Source organism: Blautia sp. AF32-4BH (genome assembly GCF_003460565.1).
Lineage (GTDB): Bacteria > Bacillota > Clostridia > Lachnospirales > Lachnospiraceae > Fusicatenibacter > Fusicatenibacter saccharivorans.
The window spans coordinates 151068-164613 of sequence record NZ_QTVL01000008.1; the positions used below are offsets into that span (position 1 = coordinate 151068).

Sequence of the window (13546 nt, forward strand, 5' to 3'; positions counted from 1 at the left end):
TTATTCCGCGCCGATCCAGTTATCGCGGTTGATTGCTTCCGTGTGGCTGGTGCTTTCGTTCATGATTTTCTGCAGATCCGGCCGGTCATAGTTGACAATGCCCTTTCCGAGATATTCATGGCTGCCGCGCCGGAAGACGCTGACGACATCGCCTTTCTTAAAATCGCCTTCGACTGCCACGATGCCTTTGGGAAGCAGGCTCTTTGCCTGAACAGCAAGTGCTTCTGCGGCACCCTCATCGACGTAGAGGTTGCCCGCACTCGGCGCATAGAATGCCATCCACTGCAGACGCGTTTTCATGTTGTGGCCGCTGGCGGTAAAGTACGTTCCTTTTGCGGTTCCTTTCACCGCACGCACAATGTTGTTTTCCTCCGCCGAGGAGCAGATCAGAACCGGCACACCGGCTCTTGTGGCAAGCGAAGCGGCGGAGAGCTTCGTTGTCATGCCTCCCGTTCCGTTGCCCGATCCCGCACCGCCTGCCGCAGCAGTGAGCTCCGGCGTGATCTCATTTACCACGTCGATATGGCGCGCATTCGGGTCACTCTTTGGATTGGCAGTGTAGAGCCCGTCGATATCGGTCAGCAGAATCAGAAGCGATGCATGCAGCATCGCAGCCACCTGGGCGGAGAGCGTGTCGTTGTCGCCGACCTTCAGCTCCTCAATCGCGATCGTATCGTTCTCATTGATGATCGGAATCGCACCGCGCCCGAGCAGGACGGAGAGGGAGCCGAAGATGTTTTTATAGCGGCGGCGGTCCTCAAAGTCACTGCGGTTCAAAAGAATCTGCGCACACGGAATCTGGTACGCCATCAGATTTTTCGTGTATTCCTCCATCAGAAGGCCCTGGCCGACAGCAGCGGCAGCCTGTTTATCGGCAATTTTCGTCGGCCGTTTTTTAAAGCCGAGACGGGAAAAGCCTGCGGCGATCGCACCGGAGGAAACGAGAATCACATGGTGGCCTGCCGTCTGCAGCGCGGCAAGCTGGGTCGTAATGTTCCGTATTTTTTCAGCATCCATGGTTCCGTCTGAGAGTGTCAGGGAGCTGGTGCCGACTTTCACAACTATCGTCTGTTTTTCCATCATGAAAACCTCAAATGTAAGAAATGATAAGAAACGTTGTTTACGGGTGACAAAACATCAATTACAGACACTTTAACACAGTACTGTGTGAGAGTCAAGAAGATGCGGAATGGTCGTTACATTTTTCGTGAAAGATCTGCAAAAAGATAGAAATTTGTTGCTGGAATTCTGAAAAAGTATGGTAGAATAGAAAACGAGAAAAAGGTGTGTGCAGAAATACATTTTTCCTGAAAAACAAAAGAAGCGGAAAGAAGTCCGGCACACGACGGAGGGAGTCAAAGATGGAGGAAAAAACAGAAGAAAGAGGCAGAGGCTGCATGACAACGCTGTGCTACATCGAAAAGGATGACAGCTATCTGATGATGCACCGCACGGTGAAAAAGAACGATGTCAACAAGGACAAGTGGATCGGCGTCGGCGGCCATGCGGAACTTGGCGAAAGCCCGGAGGAATGCCTGCTGCGTGAAGTAAAAGAGGAAACCGGCTACACGCTGACGAGCTGGCGTTTCCGCGGTCTCGTTACCTTTGTGACAGAGGCAGAAAACAGCAAAACGGTGGAGTACATGGAGTATATGTGTCTCTACACGGCAGACGGATTTACGGGAGAACCGATTGCATGTGATGAGGGCGAACTCGCCTGGGTGAAAAAAGAGGACGTCCTGCACCTGAATCTGTGGGAGGGAGACAAAATCTTTTTCCGCCTTCTGAATGAAGACGAGCCGTTTTTCTCCCTGAAGCTGCGGTATGTGGGCGACACGCTCGCAGAAGCGGTGCTGAACGGAAAACAGATGGAACTTTTTGAGGAGCGCTCAGGCGACGGCACGCCGACCGGAACCATCGTAGAACGCGGCGTGGCGCACAGTGAGGGACGGTGTCACGGAACGGCACATATCTGGATTGCACGGGCGAATGAGAAGAGCGGCTGTGAGGTACTGCTGCAGAAAAGGAGTGCCTGGAAAGATTCGAATCCGGGCTGCTACGATATTTCAAGCGCCGGCCATCTTTCGGCGGGCGATACATATTTGGAAGGGGCTCTGCGGGAAATCGGCGAGGAGCTCGGCATCCACGCAGAGGCAGAGGAGCTGAGGGATCTTGGCCTGCTGGAAAAAGTATCACACGGTGTTTTTTACGGAAAACCGTTCCACGATCATGAGGTCAGCGCCGTGTATCTTTACACGAAGCCGGTCGAGGCGGAAAAACTGCATCTACAGGAGTCGGAAGTAGAAGCAGTCCGCTGGATGGATCTCAAAGAGTGCCAGAAGGCGGTAAGAGAAGGAAGCATTCCCAACTGTATTGATATCCGGGAACTGGAAATGATTGAAAAAGCGTGGTTCGCCGGAGAAAAAACAAAAGATGAGGAGTAAGAGAAGATGAAAGAAAATGGATTCATCAACGAGAAGCTGACCCCGAAGCACGAGGAAGAAGAGGCAGCAGCCACCGCTGAAAAATAAAAAGAAATGCATGAAAAAAGTCACCGGTTCGAAATAGAACATGGTGACTTTTTTGGATATCGCGTAAATGAAATTTATTTTTTTATTTCGCTGCTGCCTTTACCTGGCTAAACAGTCCGGATTTCTGAAGAGCCGGACGCAGTGCCATGTAGATGACAACGGAAGCGATGGTGGAAAGTACGGCGTTGATGGAAGTTGCCGCTACGTTCCAGCTTAAGGTAACCTCTGCTGCCGGTTTTCCAAGAAGAACCAGTTTGTAGAAGTAACCGATGAGCGGATCGAAGATCACATTGAACAGAAGTCCGCCGATGGCTGCAAGCAGTGCCCATTTGAAGATCTGTTTCTGATCGGTCTGCTCGTTGATTTTACCGATTTTGTGTGCGATCAGTCCTGCGATGAGGCCGATGCAGAATTTTAAGATGAAGGTCTTTGGTGCGTATACCACATAGACCGGATCGAGAAGATCTCCGATGGTCATGCCGATCGCACCGCCGATTCCGCCGTAAACACCGCCGAGAATTAGCGCACCGAGCACACAGACAGCGTTTCCGAAATGGATTGAGGTGGCATCTCCGCCTGGCAGCCAGATTTTGAACTGCAGGAAGGTGAAGACAACGTAGGAAAGGGCTGCAAAGACACCTGTCATTGCGATTTTCCAGACTTTTTCATTTTTCATAACAACGCACTCCTTTGGTATCTGGAACTTTCGTTCCTTGATTGCACCCTATTATAGGGAGTGGTGGCATGAAGAAAAAGTTCCAATTCCGGATTTTTTGACCAGACCAGTTATTTCCGGTACGATTTCATTTTTTCGTGTTCTTCTTTTAATTCTCTGTAGAGCTGCAGCGAATTCCACGCCTGGTTCTGCGTTGTGACGATGGCTTTGAGGGCGATCGGCGGCACTTTTTTCCGGCGCATTTCGGTGAGAAAAAGATCAAGTTTCCGCTCGGAAAAGCCGGCCATGACCATCATTGGTTCATCAAATCCGGCGCCGTCATAGGCTTCGGGGGATTCTGCAAATGCTTTATTTCCGGCAAGAAATCCGATCGACTGGAGATACTGTTCCGGTTCCACAATGCGCACGCGGATACCGAGCTTTAAGAGAACCGGCTTTAAAAGCACAGCTGTTTTCGTTCCTTTGATCTGATATAAGAGTACGGTTTCCATGAGAAAAATCCTTTCCACGGGCAGATTTCCGGATCAAATGCGCGGATGCCCAGAACTATGATATAAGAAATGTTTTGGAAAAACAATACTTTTATGGTATCATAGGAACGTACAATTCAGAACACGATAAATTTTGAGATAAAAGAGAAAGGAAACCAATAAAATGTGGATAGCAGATGGATGGAAAGATTATGAAGTGCTGGATACGTCCGGCGGAGAAAAACTGGAGCGGTGGGGAGATTACCTTCTGGTAAGACCAGACCCGCAGGTCATCTGGAACACGAAAAAAGAAAATCCGGGCTGGAAAAAGAAAAACGGTCATTATCACAGAAGCAGCAAGGGCGGCGGAGAATGGGAGTTTTTCCATCTGCCGGAGCAGTGGGAGATCAACTATAAAGACCTGACCTTCCGCCTGAAACCGTTCAGCTTCAAACACACCGGCCTTTTCCCGGAGCAGGCAACGAACTGGGACTGGTTCGGCGATCTGATCCGCCGTGCCAACCGCCCGATTAAAGTGCTGAACCTGTTCGCCTACACGGGAGGCGCAACGCTCGCAGCGGCCGCAGCAGGCGCAAGCGTCACACATGTCGATGCATCCAAAGGCATGGTCAACTGGGCAAAAGAGAACGCTGCCGTGTCCGGCCTTTCGGACAAGCCGATCCGCTGGCTTGTGGATGACTGCACCAAATTTGTCGAGCGCGAGATCCGCAGAGGCAACCACTACGACGCGATCATCATGGACCCGCCGTCCTACGGAAGAGGACCAAAGGGCGAGATCTGGAAAATCGAGGAGTCGATTCATCCGTTCATCAAGCTCTGCACGCAGCTCTTAAGCGATGACCCGCTGTTCTTCCTTGTGAATTCTTACACGACAGGACTTGCACCGGCTGTCCTGACGTACATGATTTCCCTGGAATTAAAACAGTACAAAGGCCACGTAGAAGCACAGGAAATCGGCCTTCCGGTCAAGTCGACCGGCCTTGTTCTGCCGTGCGGTGCATCGGGAAGATGGCAGTCTGACAACGTTTAAAACATCTTTTGGCAGCGGACGTATGTCCGTCATACGAAAAACATTTGGCTGAAATTGCAGGAAATGAAGTATAAAACTGCAAAAAGTGGGATAAAATGCTGAAAAGTGTATAAAACATGCAAGTTCTCCTTGACAGAAACTCATGATCTGGTAAAATGGTCTTTAGTTGAGCAAGAAACCTGAAAAACGGGTAAGGAAAGTACAAGGGAGGACGTTTCATGAAACCGTATATCGAATGGACCAAAGAAGAATTAGTTGCCGAGAAAGCCAGACTGGAGCAGGAATTTGCAGAGGTAAAAGCAAAAGGCCTCAATCTGAATATTTCCAGAGGAAAACCTGCAGCAGCCCAGTTAGATCTCACGGAAGGAATGCTTACCGTTCTCTCGAAAAATGAAGACACCTTCGCAGAAGATGGAACCGACTGCCGGAACTACGGCGTGCTGACCGGTATTCCGGAAGCAAGAAAACTGATCGGAGATATCTGTGAGGTTCCGGCGGAAAACGTCATCGTTTACGGAAACGCCAGCCTTACCATTATGTTTGATACCGTAGCACGTTCGTTCCTGAAGGGCGTTGCAGGCTGCACTCCGTGGAACAAGCTGGACAAAGTAAAATTCCTCTGTCCGGTACCGGGCTATGACCGTCACTTCGGTGTAACCGAGTACTTCGGCGTTGAGATGATCAATGTTCAGATGACGCCGGAAGGACCGGACATGGACATGGTAGAAAAACTCGTTGCAGAAGATGACGCCATCAAGGGAATCTGGTGTGTACCGAAATACTCCAACCCGCAGGGCTACACCTACTCCGATGAGACCGTCAGAAGATTTGCAAACCTGAAACCGGCAGCCAAAGACTTCCGTATTTTCTGGGATAATGCATACATTATCCATCACCTGTATGATGACAGACAGGATCACCTGCTGAACATCATCGAGGAGTGCGAGAAAGCCGGAAATCCGGATATGGTCTATGAGTTCGTATCCACTTCGAAAGTAAGCTATCCGGGAGCCGGAATTGCAGCTCTCATTTCTTCTGAGGCAAACCTCAAAGAGGCACAGGAGTACATGAACTTCCAGATCATCGGTCATGATAAACTGAATCAGCTGCGCCATGTAAAATTCTTCCAGAACCTGGACGGCGTGATGAATCAGATGAAAAAGCATGCTGAGATCTTAGGACCGAAATTCGAGGCAATTCTGCAGGTAATGGATCAGGAGCTGAGCGGCCTTGGCATCGCTTCCTGGACAAAACCGAACGGTGGATACTTCATCTCCTTCGATGCGATGGAGGGATGCGCAAAGAAGATCGTTGCAAAGGCAAAAGAGGCCGGTCTTACCATGACAGGCGCGGGCGCAACGTATCCATATCACAACGATCCGCAGGATTCCAACATCCGTATTGCACCGTCCTTCCCGACACCGGAAGAGCTGGAAATCGCAGGTCAGGTATTCGTGCTGAGTGTCAAACTGGTCAGCGTGGATAAGATTCTGGAAAGCAAATAACAGATAAGTAAAAATACAAAAGCCGGATTCTCCCGGGGGACACAGTTTTTGTGAACTCTGGTGTGGGAGTTCCGGCTTTTTTCTATCAGAAAGTTAAAAAGAAATTTTCTATGGGACAGAAAGGAAAAACATGAAAAAGAAAGTAATAGGAATTGCCGCAGGAATCATACTCCTTGCGGCCGCAGGCGGTTACGCGGGCGTGGGGCATTACTATGCATCCCACTTTTTCCCGAAAACCGCGATCAACGGACTGAACTGCGCAGGGCTGACCGCAGAGCAGGTCAAAGAGGAAATTCAGAAGCACATTGTGGATTATACACTCAGCATTACCGAGCGCGGTGGAAAAACAGAGACATTAAGCGGCACGGAGATCGGCCTCACGTATGTGGACGACCACGCGGTGGAAAAACTGCTGGAGTCCCAGAATACTCTTGCATGGCCTGCATTCTATTGGAAAGAGAAAGAAAACCAGGTGGCGGCGGACTCTGTCTATGACAAAGAAATGGTGCAGGAAAAACTGCAGACGATGGAAGGGTTTCAGGAAGAACAGCAGGAAGCGCCGACGGATGCGTATCTGACGGATGACGGAACCTCGTACGTCATTGTGCCGGAAACAGAGGGCGAGCAGGTGGACTATGAGAAGGCGGAGCAGGCTGTCATCGAGGCGCTGGATGCCGGAGCGGCGAGCGTGGATCTGGAAGAAAAAGATGTTTACCGGAAACCGGACATTACGCAGGATGATGAAGCACTGAATGGGAAAATGGCGGAACTGAACCACCTGACAGCGGCGCGGATCACGTATGCAATCGGTGAAAACAGCTATGCCATAGACCGGGCGACCTTACAGAGCTGGCTCGTACAGGGGGAGGATGGAACCTACACGATTTCGCAGGACGAAGCGGCAGCTTTTGTGCGCCATATGGCGTATGAGACGGACACCTTCGGGCTGGCGCATACCTTCAAAACGAGTCTTGGCGCGACCATTAACCTGAATGCGGGCGGCGATTACGGCTGGGGCATCGACAAGGAGGAGACGACGCAGGCACTTCTGCAGGCGATCGAGGACGAAACACAGGGAAATCTCGACCCGGTTTACCTCTATACGGCCAATGACCGCTCGGCCAATGATATCGGAAATACATACGTCGAGGTGTGCATTTCCCAGCAGAAAATGTGGTGCTACAAGGATGGCGTTCTGGTGACGGAAACACCGGTCACAACGGGCAATCATGCGACGGGCTATGACACTCCGGCAGGCAGTGTCTGGGCGGTGGATGCGAAAAAAAGTGACTGTGATTTCAAGCTCTATCCGAGCCATGTCATGTTCTGGCTTCCGTTTAACGGCGACGTCGGAATCCACGATGCGAGCTGGCGTACCGAGTACGGCGGGGACATCTATCTGACGAACGGATCCCACGGATGTGTGAATACCCCATACACAGAAGCAGAAAAAGTGTTCAATGCTATTGAAATTGGTGACCCGGTTATCGTATACTATAGCCTGGATGATGTAACCGGGCCGCAGCCTACACAGAAAAACAGCCTGTAGGAAAAACGCTTAAGCATCACAGCAGAAGCACATCAAATAAAGGAGATTTTGATAGATGAAAATAGTAGTATTAGCTGGAGGAACCAGCACGGAACGTTCGGTATCCATTACATCGGGAACTATGGTCTGCAAGGCACTCCGCGAGAAAAACCATCAGGCAGTTCTGGTAGACGTTTTCTGCGGTATCGATGTGAAGGGGAACCTGGAAGATGTATTTGCAGAGGAGGCGTACGATATAGACAAAGCAGCAGAATATATGCACAGCTTTGATGCAGGATTAAACGAAATGATCGAATCCCGCCGCAGATTTTTCGGACCGAACGTACTGGAACTCTGCGAGGCAGCGGATGTTGTTTTCCTTGCCCTGCATGGCGCAAACGGAGAGGACGGAAAGGTACAGGCTACGTTCGATCTGCTCGGCATTCCGTATACCGGAACGGGCTATTTAAGCAGCGCCCTCGCAATGGACAAATCCATCACAAAACAGTTCTTCCGTGCACACCATGTGCCGACCCCGAACGGCGTGACCCTGAAAAAAGGCCAGGAGAGCGAGCCTTTGTCCGGCTTTGGCCTGGAGCTTCCGGTTGTCGTAAAACCGTGCTGCGGCGGTTCCAGTGTCGGTGTCTATATTGCACACACGAACGAAGAATACTGGCAGGCTATGAAGGATGCTTTCTCCTACGAACCGGAGGTTGTCGTTGAGGAGTATATCGAGGGAAGAGAGTTCTCCGTTGGCGTGGTAGACGGAAAGGCTTACCCGATCATCGAGATTGCACCGATCGAAGGCTTCTATGATTACACGAACAAATACAAAGCCGGAGCTACTGTTGATACCTGCCCGGCCGTACTGACGGAGGAGCAGACGAAAGAAATGCAGAAGCACGCAGAGGACGGCGCTGCCGCTCTCGGTATCGAAAACTACTGCCGTCTCGACTTTATGATGCGCAAGGACGGAAGAATGTACTGCCTCGAGGCAAACACCCTTCCGGGCATGACCCCGACCAGCCTTCTGCCGCAGGAGGCACAGGTACTCGGCATTTCCTATCCGGAACTCTGCGAGCTGCTGATCCAGCTTTCTCTCAGAAAAAGAGGTAACAACGCATGAAAAATATGACACTTGCGCACATCACAGAGGTGTGCGGCGGAATCTACTTCGGATCGGAAGAAAAGAAAACAGCGGAAGTCACGGATATCGTGACGGACAGCCGGAAAGCGGGAGAGGGAAGCCTCTTCGTTGCAATTCCGGGTGAGCGTGTGGACGGCCATAAATTTATCCCGAACGTGGCTTCCCAGGGCGCACTTGCTGTCATTTCCGAGCAGAAACTTGAAACACCGCCATGCCCGTATATCCTCGTGAAGGATTCCATGGAGGCCATTAAAGCAATGGCAGAATACTATATGCAGCAGCTCAATATTCCGGTTGTCGGCATTACGGGAAGCGTTGGAAAGACCAGTACGAAAGAGACGATCGCGTCGGTGCTGGCGCAGAAATACCGTGTGCTGAAAACGGATGCGAACTTCAACAATGAGCTGGGCTTGTCGCTCACTGTTTTCCGTCTGCGTGAGGAAGATGAGATGGCGGTTCTCGAGATGGGAATCGACGATTTCGGCCAGATGCACCGTCTGGCGAAGATCGCACGCCCGGAGACCGCAGTCATTACGAATATCGGCTGGTGCCATCTGGAAAATCTGAAGACGCGAGACGGTATTTTACAGGCAAAAACCGAGATCTTTGATCATCTGCGTGAGAACGGGCACATTATCATCAATGGGGACGATGATAAGCTGTCTACTGTTGGAACGGTTCACGGCATCAAGCCGGTTCATTTCGGATTGGATGAAAAGAACGAATATTATGCCGATGAGATCGAGAGCCAGGGCTTCCGCGGCATTTCCTGCCGGATTCATACCCCGCAGGGGAGCTTTTCTGCACTGATTCCGATTCCGGGACGCCATATGGTTTACAATGCGCTGGCCGGAACCGCAGTCGGATGCACGTACGGGCTGACGCTGGAGCAGATCAAACAGGGAATCGAGACACTGCAGTCGGTGAGCGGAAGATTCCACATCATCGAGACAGGAAAATACACCGTTGTCGATGACTGCTACAACGCAAACCCGGTTTCGATGAAGGCATCTCTCGATGTTCTGAAAGAGGCGAAGGGAAGAAAAGTGGCCGTGCTCGGCGATATGGGCGAGCTCGGAACCGATGAGACAGCACTCCACGCCGAAGTCGGCACACATGCCGGAACCTGCGGCATTGACGCCCTCTACTGTGCGGGACCGCTCTGCGAGCATCTTGCAAAAGCGGCAAAAGAGGCAGACCCGAAACTGGAAATCCGCCACTTCGCAGACCGCGAAAGCCTGATGGCAGAACTGCCGAAACTCTTACAGGACGGGGATCAGATTCTGGTAAAGGCATCGCACTTTATGGAGTATGGAAAGATTGTGGAGATGCTTGAAACAGCACAGAAATTATGATAAAATTTTAAACTGGAAAGTACCCATGACAGGGTGGTAGCCTCCCGAGCTAATGAATACATAGGAAGGGAGGTGGCGTAAATGACAGCATACGAAATTATTATGGTTTTTCTGGGAATCTTAGCTTTACTGATTTCCTTCGGAGGCTTCATCATTGCGTTGCTTACCTTTCTCGATAAGAGAAATAAGCGAAAATAAAAATGCCTACCCCGTCGGCAAACGGGATAGGCGGTGTTCGTAAGAACATTTAACCCTTTTCTCGAGAGCATCCACTTTGGAGTGGGTGCTTTCTTTTTATATATTTATTATATCGCAGGGGTCTGGCATTTTCAAGCATTTTCTTTCAATTGTTCTAATAGAATGTTTTTCGTATAATTTCCAATCTCTTTTTTCTCTTCCTTCGTAAGCTCGCCCGGAATGATCGGCTTGCCGTACGTTACGGTAACGTGGGTACCGCGGATCTTCGGGAAATGTGCTTCCAGAATTTCTCTGGATCCGGAAATCGAAAGCGGAATGATCGGGCAGCCGGTTTTCGTTGCCATCTTGAATGAACCGTTGTGGAACTCGCCGAGCTCCAGCTCGCTCTCCGTCTTGCCGCGGGTACCCTCCGGGAAGATACAGATGGAAGTGCCGCTCTTGATCTCCTCACATCCGGAGAGAATCATCTGCAGACCCTGCTTGATGTCGGAACGGTCGAGAAACAGGCAGTGGATGAGTTCCATCCAGTTCTTTAACAGCGGAATGCGTGAAAGCTCTTTTTTTGCGACAAATCCGCAGGAGCCCGGAACCGTTGTGTAGGTTACAAGGATATCAAAATAGCTGCGGTGATTGCCGATGTATAGAACAGCCCGGTCCTTCGGAATATTTTCCTGACCTTTTACGGTGACCTTCGTGCCGGAAAAAAACAGAATCACGCGGAAAATCCAGCGGATCAGCGCACGGCTTACCTTGTCACAGACCTCCGGCTTTTTCTTCCGGATCAGAAGCAGAACAAGAAGCACCGGGATCGACAGAATCAGATACAGAAAAGCGGTCAGAATGACCAGAATAAAACGAATCATGAATCTTTTTCTCCTCTTGGTAAAAATAGTGATATTCAGTTATTGCGTACTTTTCAGTATACGTCATATATGGGGCGGGTTGCAATAACTTTCGTCTTTTTCGGAAAAAGATTTTGCGTCATAGAAGACTGTGGCCCGTCATACAATGGATAGAAAGAGCAGGAAGCGGCGTTTGGAATGATGAAGAAAAAGAGACGGGGAAGAGTTCTTCTGGCGGCGGTGATTCTGATGCTCCTGGCATCGTGCCGGATCACAGATGTGAGCGAGGGCGAGCGGAAAGAACTGTCGTATGCGATTGTAAAGCCGGGCGATTTTCCGCCGGAAATCGATCAGATTTTGCGCAGGAAAAAAGAATCCGCGTTCCAGATGGCGTACGAGAGCGGGGACGATCTCTACATACTGCGCGGCTACGGAAAGCAGAAAAGCGGAGGCTTTTCCATACAGATCGAAGAAGTATCGAAATCGGAAAACGCCGTTTTCGTGCGGACAAAACTCGTCGGACCTGCCGCAAAGGAGGAGCAGAAAGGCGCCGCCTCCTGCCCTTACGTCGTGCTGAAAACGAAAGCGGCGGCGGGAATCTCAGTCGTATTTGAGGATTAGAGTGGGAGGAGCCTTATGGATTTTGTAAAAAAGATTCTGCATCAGATCAGCAGAAAAAGCGAAGCGGTGTCACAGATTACGTTTGACGAGGACTACAATGTGCCGGACGCACGGCCCGATGTGGGGCGGATGATTCAGAAAAAAGGCGAGGTGACGATCGGGGATGTGCAGATTTCGGAAGGAAAAGCGCGTGTATTCGGCGGCCTCACCTTTCATCTGCTGTACGTCTCTGACGGCGAACGGCGCCGGATCTGCCAGCTCTCCGGCGAGCTTCCGATCGACGAGACGATCCATCTCGATGGTCTGACAGGGGGCGACAAGGTCTGCATCACCTGGGAAGTGGAAGATCTGAACCTGCATCTCATCAACTCGCGGAAGCTGGGCGTGCGCGCGATCGTCACGCTGCACGCGTGGATCGAGGAACTGTGCGACCTTGCCGTGCCGATGGAAATCCGCGGGGAGAGCGACGTCGCGGTAAAAAGGCAGGAATACCGCGTGGTTGAGCTTGCAGTGCAGAAAAAAGATGTGCTGCGTGTCAAAAAGGAGCTTACGATTCCGTCCGGCAAGCCGGAATTGCACGAGATTCTCTGGCAGGATCTGGAAGTGCGCGGTCTCGATCTCCGCTCTGAGGAGGGGCGGGTCAGTGCGCAGGGAGAACTCTTTGTCTTCTGTCTGTACAGCGACGGCGAGGAGGATCACCCGCTGCAGTGGGTGGAGCAGGCGCTCCCGTTCCAGGCAGAAGTGGAATGCCAGGGCTGCATCTCCGAGATGATCCCGCGGATCGAAAGCACACTCGGCCAGACCACACTCGAAATCCAGCCCGATTCCGACGGCGAGGAGCGGGTCCTGCAGGCGGAGGCCGTACTCGAACTTGACATCTGTCTGTATCAGGAAGAAACCGTATCACTTCTGCAGGACGTTTACCATCCGCACCGAGAATGCATTCCAAAGGTGCAGGAGGAGACTTTGGAGAGCCTTCTGATCCGCAATTCCTCCAAATGCCGCCTGACCGACAAACTGCAGATGCGCGTGCCGAAAAATAAAATTCTGCAGATCTGCCACAGCGACGGCAAAATCAAGATCGACGAGGAAAGAAACGTAGAAAACGGCATCGAAGTAACCGGTGTGGTGGAACTCAGGGCGCTCTACGTGGTCAGTGACGACGAAATGCCGTTCTACGCCGCCGAAACCGCCATACCCTTCCGCCACACCATCGAAGTCCCGGGAATCGGACCGGACTGCCGCTACGAACTCCAGTCCTCCATTGACCAGCTCTCCACAACCATGCCGGACAGCAGCGACATCGAAGCCAAAGTCGTACTGAACCTGAACGCCCTCGTCTTCCGCCGCAGAAAAGAGATGGTAATGCAGTACGTCGAAGAAAAAGACCGAGATCCGGAAGAACTGCAGAGCCTCCCGGGCATCACCTGCTACTTCGTCAAGCCGGGGGATACCCTGTGGGATATCGCAAAGAAATTTTATACGACAACGGATAAGATCAGGGAATTAAATGAACTGAAAACCGAAACACTCACACCGATGCAGCAGTTATTAGTGGAGCGGGTATAGCGGAAAAGACAGCCTACTGCCTTAAGAATGGAGTTAATCCATCAGGCAGCAGG

General features: G+C 51.2%; 13 protein-coding genes. 9 read left to right on the forward strand and 4 right to left on the reverse strand.

Annotated elements, in window-relative coordinates; all coding sequences use genetic code 11:
• Window positions 1-1083 carry a glutamate 5-kinase gene (gene proB, locus DWZ44_RS11680; RefSeq protein ID WP_226906324.1) on the reverse strand — a complete coding sequence of 361 codons (1083 nt, stop codon included), beginning with the start codon at window positions 1081-1083 and terminating at the stop codon, window positions 1-3.
• Window positions 1084-1361: 278 nt separating this feature from the next.
• On the opposite strand from proB, the gene DWZ44_RS11685 reads away from it, so the two are divergent.
• On the forward strand, window positions 1362-2444 hold the full coding sequence (locus DWZ44_RS11685; protein WP_117761621.1) for an NUDIX domain-containing protein: 1083 nt from the start codon (window positions 1362-1364) through the stop codon (window positions 2442-2444).
• A 169-nt stretch (window positions 2445-2613) separates the two neighbouring features.
• Here DWZ44_RS11685 and DWZ44_RS11690 read toward each other — a convergent pair whose 3' ends face one another.
• A complete protein-coding gene (locus tag DWZ44_RS11690) occupies window positions 2614-3207 on the reverse strand; it encodes an ECF transporter S component (RefSeq protein ID WP_022461779.1) in 594 nt (197 codons plus the stop codon).
• A gap of 110 nt (window positions 3208-3317) precedes the next feature.
• Window positions 3318-3698, reverse strand: coding sequence for a DUF3783 domain-containing protein (locus DWZ44_RS11695; RefSeq protein ID WP_055219975.1), 381 nt, complete (start codon window positions 3696-3698; stop codon window positions 3318-3320).
• Window positions 3699-3861: 163 nt separating this feature from the next.
• On the opposite strand from DWZ44_RS11695, the gene DWZ44_RS11700 reads away from it, so the two are divergent.
• The 6 genes from DWZ44_RS11700 to DWZ44_RS18715 all read left to right on the forward strand — a co-directional run bounded on the left by DWZ44_RS11700 (window position 3862) and on the right by DWZ44_RS18715 (window position 10461).
• Window positions 3862-4728 (forward strand): class I SAM-dependent methyltransferase, encoded by an 867-nt coding sequence (locus DWZ44_RS11700; protein ID WP_022461781.1) that lies wholly within the window; start codon window positions 3862-3864, stop codon window positions 4726-4728.
• 218 nt (window positions 4729-4946) lie between these two features.
• Window positions 4947-6233, forward strand: coding sequence for an aminotransferase (locus DWZ44_RS11705; protein WP_117804922.1), 1287 nt, complete (start codon window positions 4947-4949; stop codon window positions 6231-6233).
• 130 nt (window positions 6234-6363) lie between these two features.
• Complete coding sequence (locus DWZ44_RS11710) at window positions 6364-7782, forward strand: L,D-transpeptidase family protein (protein ID WP_117804923.1); 1419 nt, start codon at window positions 6364-6366, stop codon at window positions 7780-7782.
• Between the two features lie 55 nt (window positions 7783-7837).
• The gene (locus tag DWZ44_RS11715; RefSeq protein WP_055228033.1) at window positions 7838-8887 is read left to right on the forward strand and encodes a D-alanine--D-alanine ligase family protein; all 1050 of its coding nucleotides are present in this window, start codon (window positions 7838-7840) and stop codon (window positions 8885-8887) included.
• The gene (locus DWZ44_RS11720) at window positions 8884-10263 is read left to right on the forward strand and encodes a UDP-N-acetylmuramoyl-tripeptide--D-alanyl-D-alanine ligase (RefSeq protein WP_117804924.1); all 1380 of its coding nucleotides are present in this window, start codon (window positions 8884-8886) and stop codon (window positions 10261-10263) included. Before DWZ44_RS11715 ends, DWZ44_RS11720 begins: the two co-directional genes overlap by 4 nt.
• 81 nt (window positions 10264-10344) lie before the next feature.
• Window positions 10345-10461, forward strand: a complete 117-nt coding sequence (locus DWZ44_RS18715; RefSeq protein WP_226906323.1) for a putative holin-like toxin — start codon at window positions 10345-10347, stop codon at window positions 10459-10461.
• Window positions 10462-10592: 131 nt separating this feature from the next.
• Here DWZ44_RS18715 and DWZ44_RS11725 read toward each other — a convergent pair whose 3' ends face one another.
• Entirely contained in the window at window positions 10593-11324 is a 732-nt protein-coding gene (locus tag DWZ44_RS11725) for a lysophospholipid acyltransferase family protein (RefSeq protein WP_117804925.1), read from the reverse strand.
• Between the two features lie 177 nt (window positions 11325-11501).
• Between DWZ44_RS11725 and DWZ44_RS11730 the strand changes: the two genes are divergently transcribed.
• Together DWZ44_RS11730 and DWZ44_RS11735 are read left to right on the forward strand one after the other, a co-directional pair.
• Window positions 11502-11924, forward strand: coding sequence for a protease complex subunit PrcB family protein (locus DWZ44_RS11730; protein ID WP_022461788.1), 423 nt, complete (start codon window positions 11502-11504; stop codon window positions 11922-11924).
• A 15-nt stretch (window positions 11925-11939) separates the two neighbouring features.
• The gene (locus DWZ44_RS11735) at window positions 11940-13493 is read left to right on the forward strand and encodes a DUF3794 and LysM peptidoglycan-binding domain-containing protein (RefSeq protein ID WP_117804926.1); all 1554 of its coding nucleotides are present in this window, start codon (window positions 11940-11942) and stop codon (window positions 13491-13493) included.
• Window positions 13494-13546: the final 53 nt, after the last annotated feature.

Excerpts from the sequence above, each read along its gene's own strand:
- proB (WP_226906324.1), bottom strand. The coding sequence starts at position 1,083 with ATGATGGAAAAACAGACGATAGTTGTGAAAGTCGGCACCAGCTCCCTG.
- DWZ44_RS11685 (WP_117761621.1), top strand. The coding sequence starts at position 1,362 with ATGGAGGAAAAAACAGAAGAAAGAGGCAGAGGCTGCATGACAACGCTG.
- DWZ44_RS11690 (WP_022461779.1), bottom strand. The coding sequence starts at position 3,207 with ATGAAAAATGAAAAAGTCTGGAAAATCGCAATGACAGGTGTCTTTGCA.
- DWZ44_RS11695 (WP_055219975.1), bottom strand. The coding sequence starts at position 3,698 with ATGGAAACCGTACTCTTATATCAGATCAAAGGAACGAAAACAGCTGTG.
- DWZ44_RS11700 (WP_022461781.1), top strand. The coding sequence starts at position 3,862 with ATGTGGATAGCAGATGGATGGAAAGATTATGAAGTGCTGGATACGTCC.
- DWZ44_RS11705 (WP_117804922.1), top strand. The coding sequence starts at position 4,947 with ATGAAACCGTATATCGAATGGACCAAAGAAGAATTAGTTGCCGAGAAA.
- DWZ44_RS11710 (WP_117804923.1), top strand. The coding sequence starts at position 6,364 with ATGAAAAAGAAAGTAATAGGAATTGCCGCAGGAATCATACTCCTTGCG.
- DWZ44_RS11715 (WP_055228033.1), top strand. The coding sequence starts at position 7,838 with ATGAAAATAGTAGTATTAGCTGGAGGAACCAGCACGGAACGTTCGGTA.
- DWZ44_RS11720 (WP_117804924.1), top strand. The coding sequence starts at position 8,884 with ATGAAAAATATGACACTTGCGCACATCACAGAGGTGTGCGGCGGAATC.
- DWZ44_RS18715 (WP_226906323.1), top strand. The coding sequence starts at position 10,345 with ATGACAGCATACGAAATTATTATGGTTTTTCTGGGAATCTTAGCTTTA.
- DWZ44_RS11725 (WP_117804925.1), bottom strand. The coding sequence starts at position 11,324 with ATGATTCGTTTTATTCTGGTCATTCTGACCGCTTTTCTGTATCTGATT.
- DWZ44_RS11730 (WP_022461788.1), top strand. The coding sequence starts at position 11,502 with ATGATGAAGAAAAAGAGACGGGGAAGAGTTCTTCTGGCGGCGGTGATT.
- DWZ44_RS11735 (WP_117804926.1), top strand. The coding sequence starts at position 11,940 with ATGGATTTTGTAAAAAAGATTCTGCATCAGATCAGCAGAAAAAGCGAA.